We start from the raw sequence: 16,003 nt of genomic DNA, 5'->3' as shown, positions 1-16,003 counted from the left end.
CGTATGTTTTCCAAGTTCTTCATCGAACGCCCCATCTTCGCCAGCGTGATCTCCATCATCATAGTGCTGGGCGGGCTGGCGGCGATGCGAGCGCTCCCCATAGAGCAGTACCCGCAGATCACCCCGCCGGTGGTCTCGGTCACCGCCTTCTACCCGGGAGCCACCCCCGAGGTGATCTCTCAGACGGTCGCAGCTCCCCTCGAGCAACAGATCAACGGGGTGGAGGACATGCTTTATATGCAGTCCGGCTCCGCCTCCAACGGTCAGATGAACCTCAACGTCTACTTCGAGATAGGCACGGATCCGGATCAGGCCACCATCAACGTCAACAACCGGGTCTCGGCCGCAATGGCCCAGCTGCCGGAAGAGGTGAAGAAGCAGGGGGTGACGGTCAAGAAGAAGTCGACCTCCATCCTGCAGGTGGTGACGCTGCAATCCCCCGGCGGCACCTTCGACACCACCTACCTGTCGAACTACGCCCTGCTCAACATCATCGATGAGCTCAAGCGCATCCCCGGGGTCGGCGACACCACCCTGTTCGGCGGCACCGACTACGCCATGCGCATCTGGCTGCGGCCGGACCGGCTGGCCCAGCTCGAGCTGACCCCGAGCGACGTGATCGGCGCCATCCGCGAGCAGAATACCCAGTTCGCGGCCGGCAAGATCGGCGCCCAGCCCACCACGGCCCCGGTCGACTTCACCTACACGGTGCAGACCAAGGGACGGCTCGAGGACGTGCGCGAGTTCCAGAACATCATCATCCGCTCCATGCCGGACGGCTCCAAGATCCGGGTGAAGGACGTGGCCAGGGTCGAGCTCGGCGGCAAGGACTACGACCTGCTGGCCAAGGCCAACGGCAAGCCCGCCATCGGCATCGCCACCTACCTGCAGCCGGGCGCCAACGCCGTGGCGGTCGCGGATCAGGTGCATGCCACCATGGCGCGGCTCAAGGAGCGCTTCCCCCAGGACATCGAGTACCAGATCCCCTACGACACCACGGAGTTCGTCAAGATCTCCATCGAGGAGGTGGTCTACACCCTGTTCGAGGCGATAGTGCTGGTGTTCGTGGTGGTCTACCTGTTCCTGCAGAACCTGCGCGCCACCCTGATCCCCTGCATCGCGGTGCCGGTGTCGCTGATCGGCACCTTCGCCGGCATGCTGCTGCTGGGCTTCTCCATCAACCTGCTGACCCTGTTCGGCATGGTGCTCGCCATCGGCATAGTGGTGGATGACGCCATCGTGGTGCTGGAGAACGTCGAACGGATCATGCAGGAGAAGAAGTGCTCGCCCAAGGAGGCCGCCATCCTCGCCATGCAGGAGGTGTCGGGCCCCGTGGTCGCCATCGTGCTGGTGCTGTGCGCCGTTTTCCTGCCGGTCGCCTTCATGGGCGGCATGACGGGGGTGATGTACAAGCAGTTCGCCATCACGGTGGCGGTGTCGGTGGCCATCTCCGGCCTGGTGGCGCTGACCCTGTCGCCGGCCCTGTGCGCCGTGCTGCTGAAGGAGGGCCATCACAAGCCGGCCCGCTTCTTCGTCTGGTTCAACAACGCCTTCGATGGCCTGACCCGCCGCTACGTGCGCGGGGTGGCCTTCCTCAACCGCCGGGTCGGGGTGGCGTTCACCATCATCGCGCTGATCCTGGTCTCCATCTACGGCCTGCTGATGAAGGTGCCGGGGGAGCTGGTGCCGAACGAAGATCAGGGCTACCTGCTCTCCGCCATCATGTTGCCGGACGCGGCCGCCCTCACCCGCACCCAGGCGGTGGCGAACGACTTCGACCGCATGGCGATGGCCAACCCCAACATCAAGGACGTCATCACCTTCTCGGGTTTTGACATCCTCTCCAACGCCATCATCAGCAACAGCGGCATCAGCTTCATCACCCTCAAGGACTGGCGCGATCGCCAGGGCGAGGGGCAGGACTCCTTCTCCCTGGCCAAGACCCTCCAGGGCATGAGCCTGATGGGGCTGGCGGACGGCTTCGTCGCCTCCTTCAACCCGCCTCCCATCACCGGCATGTCCACCACCGGCGGGCTGGAGGCCTACCTGCAGAACCGCAGCACCGGCGATGCCCAGGCCTTCTCGGCCGAGGTGCAGCGCTTCCTCGAGGCGGCGAAGGCGCGCCCCGAGTTCGCCAGCGTGACCAGCACCTATCGCGCCAACGTGCCCCAGGTCTACCTGGATCTCGACAGGGAGAAGGCCAAGGCACTGGGGCTGCCCATCAACGCGGTGTTTGACACCATGCAGGCCACCTTCGGCCAGGTCTATGTCAACGACTTCAACCAGTTCGGCCGCACCTATCGGGTCCAGCTGCAGTCCGAGGCGGACTACCGCGCCAAGAAGAGCGACATCCGCAACGTCTATGTGCGCTCCAACAAGGGGGAGATGATCCCGCTCAGCAGCCTGGTGACGGTGCGTGACGCCACCGGCCCCGAGCTGGTCGAGCGCTTCAACATCTTCCAGGCGGCCAAGATCATGGCGCAACCGGCGCCGGGTTACAGCTCGGGTCAGGCCATAGCCGCACTGGAAGTCGTGGCAAACGACACCCTAGGCAACGACGCCAAGCTGGAGTGGACCGGCTCCGCCTATCAGGAGAAGGCCTCCGCCGGCAGCGCCGGCACCGCATTCGGCTTCGGCATAGTGATGATCTTCCTCATCCTGGCCGCCCAGTACGAGCGCTGGAGCCTGCCGTTCGCGGTGATCACCGCGGTGCCCTTCGCCCTGTTCGGCGCCCTGCTCGCCACCTGGGCGGTGGGGCTCACCAACAACGTCTACTTCCAGATAGGGCTGGTGACCCTGGTCGGCCTAGCGGCCAAGAACGCCATCCTGATCGTGGAGTTCGCGGTGATGAAGCACGAGGAGGGGATGAGCCTGATCGAGTCGGCGCTGGAGGCGGCGCGACTGCGTTTTCGCCCCATCATCATGACCTCGCTGGCCTTCATCCTCGGCTGCGTGCCGCTGGTGACCTCGAGCGGCGCTGGTGCCGCCAGTCGTCATGCCCTCGGCTGGCCGGTGATCGGCGGCATGCTGGCGGCGACCTTCATCGCCACCTTCTTCATCCCGCTCTTCTTCCGCCTCATCATGAAGCGGTCGGAACGGGGGGCCCCACTGCCCCCTCCCGAGTCCTGACCCAGAGCCCCCGCCGATGCGGGGGCTTTTTTGTCTGCCCCTTTTATCTGCCCCTCGCCATTTCCCCTTCCGGATCACCTATTTGCCGCTCCACTGCCGCCATACCTTGACCTTCTCCTGTAGGTAAGGTTTACATTTCACCTATCCGTCAGAGGGAAAGCATCCATGTTGTCATCGAGATTGCCCACAGAGCTCATCGCCCGGCTGTTGCTGGCGCTGGTGCTCGTCTGCAATCTCACGCTCTGCATCAGCTGGCATGGCGCGGCGACGGCAGAGATGGCCATGGCCACCGACACCCTGGTCATGACCGATGCCACCGAGATGTCGTCCGCCATGCAGGGACTGCCCTGCCACGATGCCGGCAACGGCATGGCCGGCGCCAGCATGAGCCAGGGAGACTGCCAGATGCACGGCGGCCTCACCTCCCCGGGTGCGGGTATCCCCCTGCTGGCGGCGCTGCTGACCCTGTTTGCCCTGCCCCTGTTGCTCATGCCCCGCCCGGGCGCCACCGCGTCCCTGCTGGATCAGTGGCTGCGGGATCCCTTCCTGCGCCTGCGTGGCACCCATCCCCCCTCCTGGCCCAGACGGCATCTGATGCTCTCTGTGCTGCGCCATTAGCGCGATCTTCTCCCCCTGCAAGGAAGTGGCCTGGCCCGACCTTGCACGCTGTGCCGTGCACCTGCTGATCCGTCGGCGGTGCTCCGTTTGCCGCCCCGTTCGTACGTTGTGAGGTTGTGAGAGGCAAGCCTGCCCAAGCGGGCACGCCTGTCCGGGTCTGAGAGACCCGCACTCCGACGACGACCCGGTGGCCCGACACGAGAGAAGATGTACCATGTCACCAGCCAACTTTGTCGCCTCCCCGGGCGCCCCCTCCTCCTGCACTTTCTGCATGCAGATCCGCGCCGGAGGCTTGCTATGAACAAGAGCCTGCTGATGTCCGCGCTGCTGCTCGCCCTCGGCGCCGGCGGCGGCTACTGGGCCGCCAGCCAGACCGCCGGCAGTGGGCCTGAGGCGAAGGCCCCGCTCTACTGGGTCAACCCCATGGATCCCCGCGATAGGCGCGACGCCCCCGCCAAGGACAACATGGGGATGGACTTCATTCCCGTCTATGAGGAGCAGAAGAGCGGCTCCCCCGGCACCGTCACCATCAGCCCCGAGATCCAGCAGAATCTGGGGGTACGGCTCGCCAAGGTGGAGCGCCTGCCCCTCCACCAGCAGATCGAGACGGTCGGCTACGTGGGCTACGACGAGGAGCGGCTGGAGGCCATCAACGCCCGCATGGCGGGCTGGATCCGCACCCTCGCCATCAAGAACGAGGGCCAGCGCATCGCCAAGGGCAGCCTCATCTATGAGCTCTACGCGCCGGATCTGGTCAACGCCCAGCACGAATACCTGCTGGCCCTCAACACTGCCAACCCGCTGCTGCTGCGCGCCGCCGAGGGCAAGCTCAAGTCCCTGCGGGTACCGGCGGATCAGATAGCCACCCTCAAGCGCAGCCGCCAGGTGAGCGAGACGGTGCGCATCTATGCCCCGAACAGCGGCTATGTCTCCGATCTCAAGGTGCGCGAGGGCCAGTACGTGGAGCCCGCCGCCGCCCTGTTCAACATCAGCACCCTGCAGCAGGTGTGGGTCAGCGCCGAAGTGTTTGAGCGCCAGGCTGGCCAGCTGAAGGTGGGCGACCCTGTCACCATGACCCTGGATTACGCCCCCGGCCGGCGCTGGCAGGGCAAGGTGGATTACCTCTACCCCACCCTGGACGCCGCCACCCGCACCCTCAAGGTGCGGCTGCGCTTCGACAACCCGGACGAGTTTTTGAAACCCAACATGTTCGCCAAGGTGAGCATTCGCAGCGGCAAGGGCGAGCCCCAGATGGTGGTACCGAGTGAAGCGGTGATCCGCACCGGCAGTCAGAACCGGCTGGTGCTGGCGCTGGGGGATGGCGGCTTCAAGTCGGTGGCGGTCACCCTGGGCGCCCAGTTCGGTGACAGGGTCGCCATCCTCGACGGGGTCGAGCCGGGGGACAACATCGTCAGCTCGGCCCAGTTCCTGCTCGACTCCGAATCCAGCATCGACTCCGACTTCCAGCGCATGACGGCGGTACGGCCGCAGCAGATCTGGACCCAGGGGGAGATCCAGACGCTGGATCTGGCGAGCCGCACCCTGACCGTCGCCCACCAGCCGATCCCCGAGTGGCAGTGGCCCGCCATGGAGATGGACTTCGCCGTGGCAGATGGCGTAGACATGAGCAAGCTCGCCAAGGGGCATCGCCTGCACCTGCAGGTCGAGCAGCAGGGGGATGAGTACCGCATCGTCAACATCCATGTCGAGGATGCCCCCGCCAGCCAGACCGCCCCCGCCAAGGATGAGATGAAGGGCATGGAAAACATGGAAGGCATGGACCACAGCCAGCACCAGATGGGGGACAAGCCATGATCCCGCCCATCATCTGCCGCTTTGCCGGCAACCGAGTCCTGCTGCCTGCGCGCCAAGCGAGAGGAGTCAAGCCATGATCCCATCTGTCATCCGCTGGTCCATCGGCAACCGCTTCCTGGTGTTGCTGCTAACCCTCATGCTCACCGCCTGGGGGCTCTGGTCGGTCAAGCAGACCCCGGTCGATGCCCTGCCGGATCTCTCCGACGTGCAGGTGATCATCAAGACTTCCTACCCGGGCCAGGCGCCCCAGGTGGTGGAGGATCAGGTCACCTACCCGCTCACCACCGCCATGCTGGCGGTGCCGGGCGCCACTACGGTGCGCGGCTACTCCTTCTTCGGCGACTCCTTCGTCTATGTGCTGTTTGACGACAGCACCGATCTCTACTGGGCCCGGGCCCGGGTGCTGGAGTACCTGAGCCAGGTGGCCCCGAGCCTGCCCGGTTCGGCGCAGCCCCAGCTCGGCCCCGATGCCACCGGGGTGGGCTGGATCTACCAATACGCCCTGGTGGACAGGAGCGGCAAGCACGATCTGAGCGAGCTCACGTCGCTGCAGAACTGGTTCCTGAAATACGAGCTGCAGACGGTGAACGGGGTCTCCGAGGTGGCGACCGTGGGCGGCATGGTGCGCCAGTATCAGGTGCGGGTCGATCCGGACAAGCTGCGCGCCTACGGCATCCCGCTCTCCCTCATCCAGACCGCCATCGAGCAGGGCAACCAGGAGACCGGCGCCTCCGTCATCGAGATGGCGGAAGCCGAGTATATGGTGCGCTCCAACGGCTATCTGAAGAGCGTCGAAGATCTCAAGCGAATCCCCCTCGGCACCCAGGTGCGGGGCGCCCCCCTGCTGCTGGGAGACGTGGCGGATGTGGTCACCGGCCCCCAGAGCCGGCGCGGCGTCGCCGAGCTCAACGGCGAGGGCGAGGTGGTGGGCGGCATCATCGTCATGCGTTTCGGCGAGAACGCCCAGCGCACCATAGACGGGGTCAAGACGCGGCTGGCCGAGCTCAAGAGCAGCCTGCCGGAGGGGGTGGAGGTGGTCACCGTCTACGACCGCTCCGATCTCATCCAGCGCGCCATCGACAACCTCTCCGGCAAGTTGATCGAGGAGTTCGCGGTGGTGGTGCTGGTCTGTCTGGCCTTCCTGTTCCACCTGCGCTCCTCGCTGGTGGTGGTCATCACCCTGCCCATCGCCATTCTGGTGGCCTTCATCGTCATGCACCTACAGGGGATCAACGCCAACATCATGTCCCTTGGCGGCATCGCCATCGCCATCGGCGCCATGGTGGATGGCGCCATAGTGATGATAGAGAACGTCCACAAGCATATGGAGCGCACCGAACTCACCGACAAGAACCGCTGGCAGGTGATCGTCGAGGCGAGCATAGAGGTGGGGCCCGCCATCTTCTTCTCCCTGCTCATCATCACCATGAGCTTCCTGCCGGTGTTCGCGCTGGAGGCGCAGGAGGGGCGTATGTTCCATCCCCTCGCCTACACCAAGACCTACGCCATGGCGGCGGCGGCCGGGCTCTCCATCACGCTGGTGCCGGTGATCATGGGTTACTTCATTCGCGGCAAGGTGCTGGCGGAACAGGCCAACCCCCTCAACCGTGGCTTAAGTCAGGCTTATATCCCGCTGCTCAACGCCGTGCTGGCCCGCCCCAAGACCACCTTGCTGCTGGCGCTGGCGGTGACCGTCATCGGCTTCTGGCCACTCAGATATCTGGGCTCCGAGTTCATACCGCCGTTCGATGAGGGGGACATCATGTACATGCCCACCACCGCGGCCAACATCTCGGTGGGCAAGGCCAGGGAGATACTGCAGCAGACCGACAAGCTGATCCGCACCGTGCCCGAGGTGCAGAACGTGTTCGGCAAGGCCGGTCGCGCCGACAGCGCCACCGACCCTGCCGATCTGGTGATGATGGAGACCAGCATCCAGCTTAAAGATCGCGACCAGTGGCGCCCCGGCATGACCCCGGAGAAGCTGAAGGAGGAGCTCGACTCCCTCATCCAGTTCCCCGGCCTCACCAACGCCTGGGTGCCCCCCATCAAGACCCGCATCGACATGCTGGCCACCGGCATCAAGACCCCGGTCGGCATCAAGATAGCCGGGCCGGATCTCAAGGTGATCCAGCGACTCGGCCAGCAACTCGAGCAGATCGTCGGCAAGGTGGAGGGGGCGGCCTCGGTCTATGCCGAGCGGGTGGCCGGTGGCCGCTACGTCAAGGTGGACATAGACAGACTCAAGGCAGCCCGCTACGGCCTCAACATCGCCGACGTGCAGGCGGTGCTGGCCACCGCGGTCGGCGGCATGGACGTAGGTCAGACCATCGAAGGCCGCGAGCGCTACCCCATCAACCTGCGCTATCCCCAGAGCTACCGCGACTCGGTGGGGAGCCTGGAGCTGCTGCCCCTGGTGACCCCCAAGGGGGAGCGGATCGCCCTGGCGGACGTGGCCAAGGTCTACATCAGCGACGAGGCCCCCATGCTGCGCAGCGAGAACGCGCGCCTCAACGGCTGGGTCTACGTGGATATCCGCGAGCGGGACATCGGCTCCTTCGTGGCCGATGCCAAGGCCCAAGTGGACAAGCAGCTGGTGCTGCCGGCGGGCTACGCCCTCACCTGGTCCGGTCAGTACGAATACATGGAGCGGGCCAAGGCGCGCCTCGCCTACGTGGTGCCGCTCACCCTCGCCATCATAGTGCTGCTGCTCTATCTGGCGTTCCGCCGCATGCAGGAGGTGCTGCTGATCCTCACCACACTGCCGCTCGCCGTGGTCGGCGGGATCTGGACCGTCTGGCTGCTGGACTTCAACCTCTCGGTGGCGGTGGGGGTGGGTTTCATCGCCCTGGCCGGGGTGGCGGTGGAAACCGGCGTGCTGATGCTGGTCTACCTCAACCACGCCTGGGACGATCTGGTGGCCCGTGGCAAACCCGATTTGCGCGGCCTGCATCAGGCCGTCATCCAGGGCGCCGCCCTGCGGCTGCGCCCCAAGATGATGACGGTGGTCACCATCATCGCCGGCTTGCTGCCCATCATGTGGAGCCACGGCACCGGCTCTGAGGTGATGCAGCGCATCGCCGCGCCCATGATAGGCGGCATGGTGACGGCCCTGGTGCTGACCCTGCTGGTGCTGCCCGCGGCCTTCTATCTGTGGCGCCGCCATGGCCTGGCCCCCGAGCAGGCCGACTGATCCGAATTTACAACCGATACAAATTCAACGACTTCAAGGAAAACACCATGAACTACAAGACGCTGACCCTGACCCTGCTGCTTGGCCTCGCCTCTCTCCAGGCCCAGGCCGAGATGACCATGAACCACGAGGGGCACGACATGTCCCAGATGGAGGGGATGGAGATGAAACAGGCAGAAGAGATCGTGATGACCAAGGGGGTCATCAGCCGCATCGACGAGGCGAACCAGAAGGTCGGGATCAAGCACGAGGCCATCGCCAACCTCAAGATGCCCGCCATGACCATGGTGTTCGTGCTGGCCGACCCGGCCCTGCTCCAGGGCCTGCAGGTGGGGGATGCGGTCGGCTTCCACGCCGAGAACCCGGCCGGCAAGCTGACCATCACCCGGCTGCAGAAGCAGTAAGCGGCGCACCGGACAAGAAGACGGCGGGCACAGGGCCCGCCGTTTTTTATCTGCTCTCTCGGCCTGATTCAGCCGCGAATATGGTCGATGAAAGCGTCGATCTGCTCGCGGCCGCAGGCCGGGTTCATGAACACCGCCTTCTCGCCGGCGATGTAGGAGTACTTGCCGCGGGCGTCATAGTCCGAGCGCGCCACCGCCTCCACCCAGTTGGTGAACAGCCCCACCTTGCCGCGCCCCTTGAACAGGCTGCGGTGATAGTCGGTGTTGCGCGCCAGCCGCGCCTTGTAGGCCGCATCCGAGGTGCGCGCCAGCTCGAAGGCGAACTCGGCCTCCGGATCCTGTACCCATTCCGGGTTGTAAATCTTGAAGCCCACGCTCGGCCCCTGGTTCTCCTGGGCCACCAGCTTGACGTTGCCGAGCTGGCTCAGGCGGAAGCGGAAGTAGTTCGCATTCTGCAGGCAGTGGGCCAGCACGGTGCGATAGCCTTCCACCCCCATGTAGTTGAGCGCCGCATAGGCACCGAACAGGCCGCTCGCCCCGCGGGAACATTCGATGGTGGACTGCAGGTGGGTCTGGCCCTGGATGTCCCGCTCGAAGTAGGAGAAGTTCTCCGGGTCATTCTCCATCGCCTTGAGATCGTCCTGCTCTTTTATCATCACCAGGCTGGAGGTGTAGGGCACATAGCCCCACTTCTGGAAGTCGACGGTGAAGGAGTCGGCGTATTTGAGCTCGGCGAAGCGCGCCACGTTGCGCTCAATCCCCGCCAGGGTAGCGGCGTTGATGGCGAGCGGGTTGGCGGCAAAGTCGTAATCCAGGAAGAAGATCATCGACCAGCCGATGGCGGCATCCACGTGGATGTGGGGCTTGACCGCCACCTCGAACCGCTCGCACAGGCGATCCCGTAATTCGACCACGGGTTTGACCTGATCCACTCCGAAGGTGTCGGTGGTACCCATGGTCAGCATGATGGTGGGGACCACGTGTTTGAGGGCGAAGCAGGCGGTCAGGGTGCGCTCGAGATCCACCAGATCGATGTCGTTGTTCTCACCGACCTGGATGCGGATGGTCTTGTGCTCTATGTCCACCCCGAGCAGGGAGAGGTTGGTGATGTTGGAGTAGTGGCCGCCCTGGGAGTTGATGATGCGGTAGTCCTGATAGTGGCCCAGCCCCTTGTGCTTGGCCTGTGGCAGGCTCTTGCGGATGCCGAGCAGGTAGCCGTAGAGGTTACAAAAAGTCCCCCCCTGGGTGAAGATGCCGGTGGCGCGGGCGGGATCATAGCCCGCCAGCAGGGCTATCTGGCGCACCACCTTTTTTTCCAGCTCCTCGGCCACCCCGGCGTACTCGGAGTAGACCAGGTTCGGGTTCGCCAATATACCCATCTGGGCGCCGTAGATGGCGGGATCCGCCGACATGGTGATGACGTTCTCGACGCTGGAAGGGTTCTCCCAGTCTTTGGAGAGGGCACCGGCGAACAGCAGCTCCGTCATGGGCTCGCCCGGAGCGCGCATGGCCTGCGGCACCGGCATGGTCTCGCAGAGATCCGCGAGGCGGGCACGACCATCGGGCCAGGCATTGAGGCGTGCGTCCGGCGCCAGGGCGCGGGCGCGAAACTTGTTGAGGGTGGCGAAACCGGGCTCGCGAAACACCGGCCAGAGCTCGGGATTGCGGGAGAAGTAGTGAGCCTTGACGGTGGCGAAGCGGGCGGCAAATTCGGGGGCGACGGCGTTGACGCCGTCATCTTTCAGATAAACCAGATCGCTCATTTTTAGACCATTAGTACTGCAAAGGTGCCCCGTTTATACCTCTGAGGCTGCGCTTGAGACAGCGACAATATCTAATGGCCTGCCCTACTTTTTATCATGGCAGCGGCGGGCCAAGGGCTGGCGGCGAGCCACCCCCGACCGGCCCGATACCGTTTCGTGATCCGGGTCATGCCCGCCTCAGCGCAGCGCCGCCACCAGCCAGGCCTCGAGCTCCGCCAGCTCATGGGCCTGGGCCGGAAACGCCAGCCCCAGCTGGCGCAACAGGGCCGCGACGGCCTCGGGTCGATAGGCAGTGCCCGGCAGCCGCTCGGCCAGCGCATCCAGCGGCGCCGGATCCAGGCTGTCGCTGAAGATCTGCACCCGGCCGATGAGCCCCTTCTCCACGTCGAAGTGCAGCTCGACCCCGCCCCAGCCGAAGCGCTCATCCAGCTGGTGACTGAAGGCGGGTGCGTGGCCGAAGTTCCACTCCCAGCTACGCTGACGGGCGAAGGTCTCGGCGAAACCGGGCAAGTCCGGCAGCCGCTCGGGGGAGATGTGCTCCGGGGCGACCCGGGTACCATGGTGCGCAAAGAAGGCGTCAGTCAGCGCCTGAACGACCCGCTCATGATCGATTCCCGGCAGCAGCTCGCAGAGGTTGGCGACCCGGCTGCGCACCGAGGTGATCCCCTTGGCCGCCAGCTTCTTGGGATCCGGGTTCAGGTAGTTTGCGAGCCGGCTCAAGTCAGCGTCCAGCAGCAGGGTGCCGTGATGAAAACCGCGATCATGGGTCTCTCTATAGGCGGAGCCCGAGACCTTGCGATCCCCGTCCGGGGTCGCCACCAGCAGATCGTTGCGACCGGAGGCGAAGGCCTCCACCCCTAGCTGTTTCAGGGCTGACAATACGATGGCGGTGGAGAGGCTCTTGTCATAGCCGGGCTTGCCGGCCATGAAGGTGAAGCAGCTGTTGCCAAGGTCGTGAAACACCGCCCCGCCCCCGCTGCTGCGGCGGGCCAGGGTCACCCCATCCTCTTCCATGCGGCGGGTGTTGCACTCCTTCCAGGGGTTCTGGGCGCGGCCGATCACCACGGTATTGGCGTTGCGCCACAGGAACAGCACCCGCTGGGCGGGATCCATCTGGCGGAAGATGCACTCCTCCACCGCCAGGTTGAACAGGGGATCGTGAGAATCTGAGATAAGCAGGCGCAGGGGCAGCATGGGCAAGCCTTGTCAAAACAACGGGGCTCCGATGTTACCACCTTCGGCCCCGGGAGGGAGCCGTCACGCCAGCCAGCGGCGCGATAGGCCCGGGAGACATCAGGGCTGGTTGCGTTGCTGCAGCCAGGGCAGCGCTCGATCGATGAGCAGGACGCCGGCCACCATGGCGGCCACGAACAGCCCTATCATGGGCTGGCCGCTGACGAGCAGGCTCAGCGCCGGGCCCGGGCAGATCCCGGCCATGCCCCAGCCGATGCCAAACAGCGCCGAGCCGCCGAGGAGACGCGCATCCAGCACGGGTGCAGGCAGGGCGCAGATGGCGTCACCCAGCAGACTGTGGCTGCGGGGTTTGACCAGCAGGAAGTAGCCCGGCATGAACACCAGCAGGGCCCCGCCCATCACGAATGCCAGGCAGGGGTCCCAGGCCCCCGCCACGTCGAGAAAGCCCAGGATCCTGGCCGGATCCACCATGCCGGAGAGAGCGAGGCCGAGTCCGAACAGCAGGCCGGACAACAGACTGATCAGCAGTTTCATCCCGTAGCTCCTTACAGCAGATGGTGGCTAACGAACACGGTGAGCGCACCGGTGGCCATGAAGGTGAGGGTGGCGGCGAGGGAGCGACGGGACAGCCTCCCCATCCCGCAGATACCGTGACCGCTGGTGCAGCCATTGCCGAGGCGGGTGCCCATCCCGACCAGCAGCCCGGCCAGCAGCACCAGCGGCCAGGCCGGCAGTGTCGCGAAGCTCGGCATCGGGACCCACGCCAGGCGAAACGCCAGCAGCGCCCCGCCGCCCAGCCCCAGCAGGAACAACCAGCGCCAGGCATCCGTCTGCTGCAGGGCGCCGGCCAGGATGCCACTGATGCCGGCCACCTTGGCATTGAACAGCAACAACATCAGGGCGGCGGATCCGATCAACATGCCGCCCCCCAGGGCAAACAGCCATTGGCTCTCAAACATAGGCACTCCCGGTAACGGGCTCAGCCTGCTGGCAGGCGGGCCCCGTGGCTTGACCCCGCCCACAGCGCCGGCGGGGATTATTAATAAATTAGCGATTGCTAATGTTTGGTCATTCTACGATCCAGGGAAACATTAGCAACCGCTAATTTATAGCCGCTGCCGGCGGCAGGCGCACCCTGCCGTGGTGGCGTCGCCCTTGAGGGTGCCGGGCCGGTGAAGTTGTTTCCGAATGTTGCCGCGTTAGGAGAGGGCTTTACCTCGGCGCCGCGGATGGGTACCATCTGGCCGTCCATCAACAGCGGAGACCATCAGTGGGCAATTCATCAAGTGACAGTTGTAGGCCGACCCTGATCGTCGGCACCCAGGTCGCGAGATAGCCGCAGCGTTGCCTCTGCCGCCCTCTCGCAAACCTGCGAGAAGCGGAAATCCACTCCCCTCTTCTCTCGTTTTACACTTGACGTCAGGTGAGCCCCTGTCCATGTCGGCGGCCACCTTGCCTGCATAGTTTCTGCTTCCCACAAGGAGGCTGCTATGCGCTTTGTTTCAACCCTATTGACCTCAACCCAAGCCCGTCCCCTGCTGAGCAGGCTGGGCCTGTTGCCACGCTGGCCGCGCGGCAAGCAGCGCCAGCACCACTACCGATTGCAGATCCGTTGTCAGGATCGCGCCGACATGGAGCTGGTGCTGGCCATGGTGGCCCGCAGCCTGCAACCGGCCGGGCTGCGCCCCATGCAGTCGCTGCGGCCGGGCCGCGGCGATGGCCGGGAGCTGGTGCTCAACCTGAGCTGCACCCCGTCCCAGCGCCGTTACCTGGTGCAGTTCGTCCATCAGGTCGGGGTCGCTCACCCCGTTCGTTGGGAGCTGCACCCACGGCGAGGTGACGAGACCCGGCTCAATTAAATGAAAAAGGGGCCAACTTGGTTGGCCCCGTTCAATCACACTTTAGTGCCCGCCCGCCGATGGTCTGAGAACGCGGGCCGGCTCGGCCTGTGCGCCCGCTTTCCATCATCATGATGGCCTTCACCGCTCAGACGCCATTTATCGGGGCATCCGACGGCCCCCTCATCCTTGCCGAAGGCCATCTTCAACCAGAAGGAGTACGCCATGAGAATGTGGCAACAACTAGACATGATTTCCCTGCTCGACACCCTGGCCAGCCTGCTGCTGGCCTTCGTGCTCGGCAGCTTGGTCGGGCTGGAGCGCCAGTACCGCCAGCGTACCGCCGGCCTGCGCACCAACGTGCTGGTCGCCGTGGGGGCGGCCCTGTTCGTCAGCCTGGCCCAGCGCATCTATGACCTGCACGGCGGCAACTACAACGTGGTCCACGTGGTGGCCTACATCGTCTCCGGCATCGGCTTCCTCGGCGCCGGCGTCATCATGCGCGAGTCCGGTAACATTCGCGGCATCAACACCGCCGCCACCCTGTGGGGCGTGGCCGCGGTCGGAGCCGCCTGCGGTGCCGGGCTGGCCATGGAGGCTGTGCTTGGCGCTCTGTTCGTGCTGGCCGCCAACACCCTGCTGCGGCCACTGGTCAATCAGATCAATCGCCGGCCGGTGGACAACACCGACACCGAGGTGACCTATCGCGTCACCGCCCTCATCCGGCGCGAGCACCAGAAGGAGGTGCTGCCCTGGCTGGAGAAGATGCTGGATCAGGCCAACTACCCCCTGAGCGAGCTGGATATCGAACCCTTCGGGGAGCAGGATCTGGAGATCTCGGCGGTGCTGCTGGCCACCTCCATCGACGGCGTCGAGCTGGATGCCCTGATGCAGACGCTCGGGCAGCACCCCTGCATCCGGCAGATATTCTGGCGCACCAGCATCACGGATTGAGCCCGCAGCCAACAGCAAAAAGCCCCGCCAGTATTGGCGGGGCTTTTTCATATGAGACGTGAACCTGAGTGACTAGCGGCGGCTGCGCCAGCGCACCCTGGGGAGGATCACCTGGGCGGTCTGTGCGGGGGGATTGCCTGCAATCAGTTGCTGCATCAGCTCGAAGGCGGCACGGGCCAGGGCCGGACAATCCTGGGCCACCGAATCGATGCGCATGGGAATGCAGTCGAGCAGGTCATGATCGTCGAAGGTACAGAGGCGCATCCCCGTCTCCATCAGCCCCGCCTCGTTGAGATAGCGCAGCACCCCCTCTAGCAGAGTGAAAGAGGCGGTAAATAGCCCTTTGGGCGGTGCCCCCAGCTCGGTGACCAACTCGGCCATCAGCTGATAACCCGAGCTCGGCTGATAGTCACGATGGCGCACCCGGGCAGGATTGGCCTCCAGCCCTGCCCGGTACAGACCGAGTTCATAACCTGCCAACCGGTGGCGGCTGGGGGAGAGATCCAGCAGACCGCCGAAGTAGTAGACCTCATCCCCACACTCATTGGCCATCTGATGCACCAGCTCGGCGGTGGCCTTGCAGGCGTCCGAGATCACCATGGGCAGGCGCGATTCGCCGATGTGGCGATCCAGCTGCACCACCGGTAAACGGTCGTGGATGCGGACATAGATGTCATCGCTGTGGCCGCTGGAGGCAACGATGAGGCCATCCACCTGACGGCTGATGAGGTTGTCCACCACCTTCTGCTCCAGGGTGGGGTCATCCTCGGAGCAGGCGATCAGCAGCTGGATGCCCGCTTCCCGGCAGTGGGCCTCGAGGGCGCGCGCTATGCTGGCAAACCCGAAGTTGGTGAGATCGGGGATCACCAGCCCCCAGGTGTAGCTGCGGGTCTCGCGCAGGGAGCGGGCATGAAAGCTCGGCTGGTAGTGACACTCGTCCGCCACCGCCTGGATCCGCTTGCGGGTATCGTCGGCAATCCTGTACTCCGCACTCTTCCCGTTGAGCACCAGACTGGCGGTCGCCTTGGACACCCCCGCCAGTTCCGCTATCTGGGCAATCGTGATCCGTTTCTTCTTCTCCACCTGGCCTCCCGG

The 16,003-nt window shown here is 64.9% G+C and carries 12 protein-coding genes; 7 read left to right on the top strand and 5 right to left on the bottom strand.

Annotated features, from left to right (window positions below):
- Positions 1–3 precede the first annotated feature (3 nt).
- From AACW18_RS11125 to AACW18_RS11105, 5 genes are all read left to right on the top strand, one after another.
- The gene (locus AACW18_RS11125) at positions 4–3,129 is read left to right on the top strand and encodes an efflux RND transporter permease subunit (RefSeq protein WP_218388672.1); all 3,126 of its coding nucleotides are present in this window, start codon (positions 4–6) and stop codon (positions 3,127–3,129) included.
- A gap of 165 nt (positions 3,130–3,294) precedes the next feature.
- Positions 3,295–3,747: a hypothetical protein gene (locus AACW18_RS11120; protein WP_218388671.1), complete on the top strand. Its 453-nt coding sequence runs from the start codon at positions 3,295–3,297 to the stop codon at positions 3,745–3,747.
- A gap of 297 nt (positions 3,748–4,044) precedes the next feature.
- Positions 4,045–5,562, top strand: a complete 1,518-nt coding sequence (locus tag AACW18_RS11115) for an efflux RND transporter periplasmic adaptor subunit (RefSeq protein ID WP_218388670.1) — start codon at positions 4,045–4,047, stop codon at positions 5,560–5,562.
- Between the two features lie 73 nt (positions 5,563–5,635).
- Entirely contained in the window at positions 5,636–8,755 is a 3,120-nt protein-coding gene (locus AACW18_RS11110; protein WP_218388669.1) for an efflux RND transporter permease subunit, read from the top strand.
- Between the two features lie 47 nt (positions 8,756–8,802).
- Entirely contained in the window at positions 8,803–9,159 is a 357-nt protein-coding gene (locus AACW18_RS11105; protein WP_218388668.1) for a copper-binding protein, read from the top strand.
- Positions 9,160–9,227: 68 nt separating this feature from the next.
- Here the strand turns inward: AACW18_RS11105 and AACW18_RS11100 are convergent, their stop codons facing one another.
- From AACW18_RS11100 to AACW18_RS11085, 4 genes are all read right to left on the bottom strand, one after another.
- Positions 9,228–10,922 (bottom strand): pyridoxal phosphate-dependent decarboxylase family protein, encoded by a 1,695-nt coding sequence (locus tag AACW18_RS11100; protein ID WP_218388667.1) that lies wholly within the window; start codon positions 10,920–10,922, stop codon positions 9,228–9,230.
- 177 nt (positions 10,923–11,099) lie between these two features.
- Positions 11,100–12,116: a lipoate--protein ligase A gene (locus AACW18_RS11095; RefSeq protein ID WP_218388666.1), complete on the bottom strand. Its 1,017-nt coding sequence runs from the start codon at positions 12,114–12,116 to the stop codon at positions 11,100–11,102.
- A 99-nt stretch (positions 12,117–12,215) separates the two neighbouring features.
- Positions 12,216–12,650 (bottom strand): YeeE/YedE family protein, encoded by a 435-nt coding sequence (locus AACW18_RS11090; RefSeq protein WP_218388665.1) that lies wholly within the window; start codon positions 12,648–12,650, stop codon positions 12,216–12,218.
- Between the two features lie 11 nt (positions 12,651–12,661).
- On the bottom strand, positions 12,662–13,075 hold the full coding sequence (locus AACW18_RS11085) for a YeeE/YedE family protein (protein WP_218388664.1): 414 nt from the start codon (positions 13,073–13,075) through the stop codon (positions 12,662–12,664).
- A gap of 531 nt (positions 13,076–13,606) precedes the next feature.
- Between AACW18_RS11085 and AACW18_RS11080 the strand changes: the two genes are divergently transcribed.
- Positions 13,607–13,975 carry a hypothetical protein gene (locus AACW18_RS11080; RefSeq protein ID WP_218388663.1) on the top strand — a complete coding sequence of 123 codons (369 nt, stop codon included), beginning with the start codon at positions 13,607–13,609 and terminating at the stop codon, positions 13,973–13,975.
- Between the two features lie 204 nt (positions 13,976–14,179).
- Positions 14,180–14,908 carry an MgtC/SapB family protein gene (locus AACW18_RS11075; protein ID WP_033130404.1) on the top strand — a complete coding sequence of 243 codons (729 nt, stop codon included), beginning with the start codon at positions 14,180–14,182 and terminating at the stop codon, positions 14,906–14,908.
- A gap of 72 nt (positions 14,909–14,980) precedes the next feature.
- Here the strand turns inward: AACW18_RS11075 and AACW18_RS11070 are convergent, their stop codons facing one another.
- On the bottom strand, positions 14,981–15,991 hold the full coding sequence (locus AACW18_RS11070; protein WP_218388662.1) for a substrate-binding domain-containing protein: 1,011 nt from the start codon (positions 15,989–15,991) through the stop codon (positions 14,981–14,983).
- Between the last annotated feature and the right edge of the window lie 12 nt (positions 15,992–16,003).

Origin of the sequence: Aeromonas sp. sia0103, assembly GCF_963895295.1 — a bacterium.
Taxonomy (GTDB): Bacteria; Pseudomonadota; Gammaproteobacteria; order Enterobacterales; family Aeromonadaceae; genus Aeromonas; species Aeromonas encheleia.
The sequence above is the reverse complement of the archived record's forward strand: the minus strand, read 5'-3'. Positions and strand labels throughout refer to the sequence as shown.

Bases quoted from the DNA above. Each gene is read 5' to 3' on its own strand.
- AACW18_RS11125 (WP_218388672.1), top strand. From the start codon at position 4: ATGTTTTCCAAGTTCTTCATCGAACGCCCCATCTTCGCCAGCGTGATC.
- AACW18_RS11120 (WP_218388671.1), top strand. From the start codon at position 3,295: ATGTTGTCATCGAGATTGCCCACAGAGCTCATCGCCCGGCTGTTGCTG.
- AACW18_RS11115 (WP_218388670.1), top strand. From the start codon at position 4,045: ATGAACAAGAGCCTGCTGATGTCCGCGCTGCTGCTCGCCCTCGGCGCC.
- AACW18_RS11110 (WP_218388669.1), top strand. From the start codon at position 5,636: ATGATCCCATCTGTCATCCGCTGGTCCATCGGCAACCGCTTCCTGGTG.
- AACW18_RS11105 (WP_218388668.1), top strand. From the start codon at position 8,803: ATGAACTACAAGACGCTGACCCTGACCCTGCTGCTTGGCCTCGCCTCT.
- AACW18_RS11100 (WP_218388667.1), bottom strand. From the start codon at position 10,922: ATGAGCGATCTGGTTTATCTGAAAGATGACGGCGTCAACGCCGTCGCC.
- AACW18_RS11095 (WP_218388666.1), bottom strand. From the start codon at position 12,116: ATGCTGCCCCTGCGCCTGCTTATCTCAGATTCTCACGATCCCCTGTTC.
- AACW18_RS11090 (WP_218388665.1), bottom strand. From the start codon at position 12,650: ATGAAACTGCTGATCAGTCTGTTGTCCGGCCTGCTGTTCGGACTCGGC.
- AACW18_RS11085 (WP_218388664.1), bottom strand. From the start codon at position 13,075: ATGTTTGAGAGCCAATGGCTGTTTGCCCTGGGGGGCGGCATGTTGATC.
- AACW18_RS11080 (WP_218388663.1), top strand. From the start codon at position 13,607: ATGCGCTTTGTTTCAACCCTATTGACCTCAACCCAAGCCCGTCCCCTG.
- AACW18_RS11075 (WP_033130404.1), top strand. From the start codon at position 14,180: ATGAGAATGTGGCAACAACTAGACATGATTTCCCTGCTCGACACCCTG.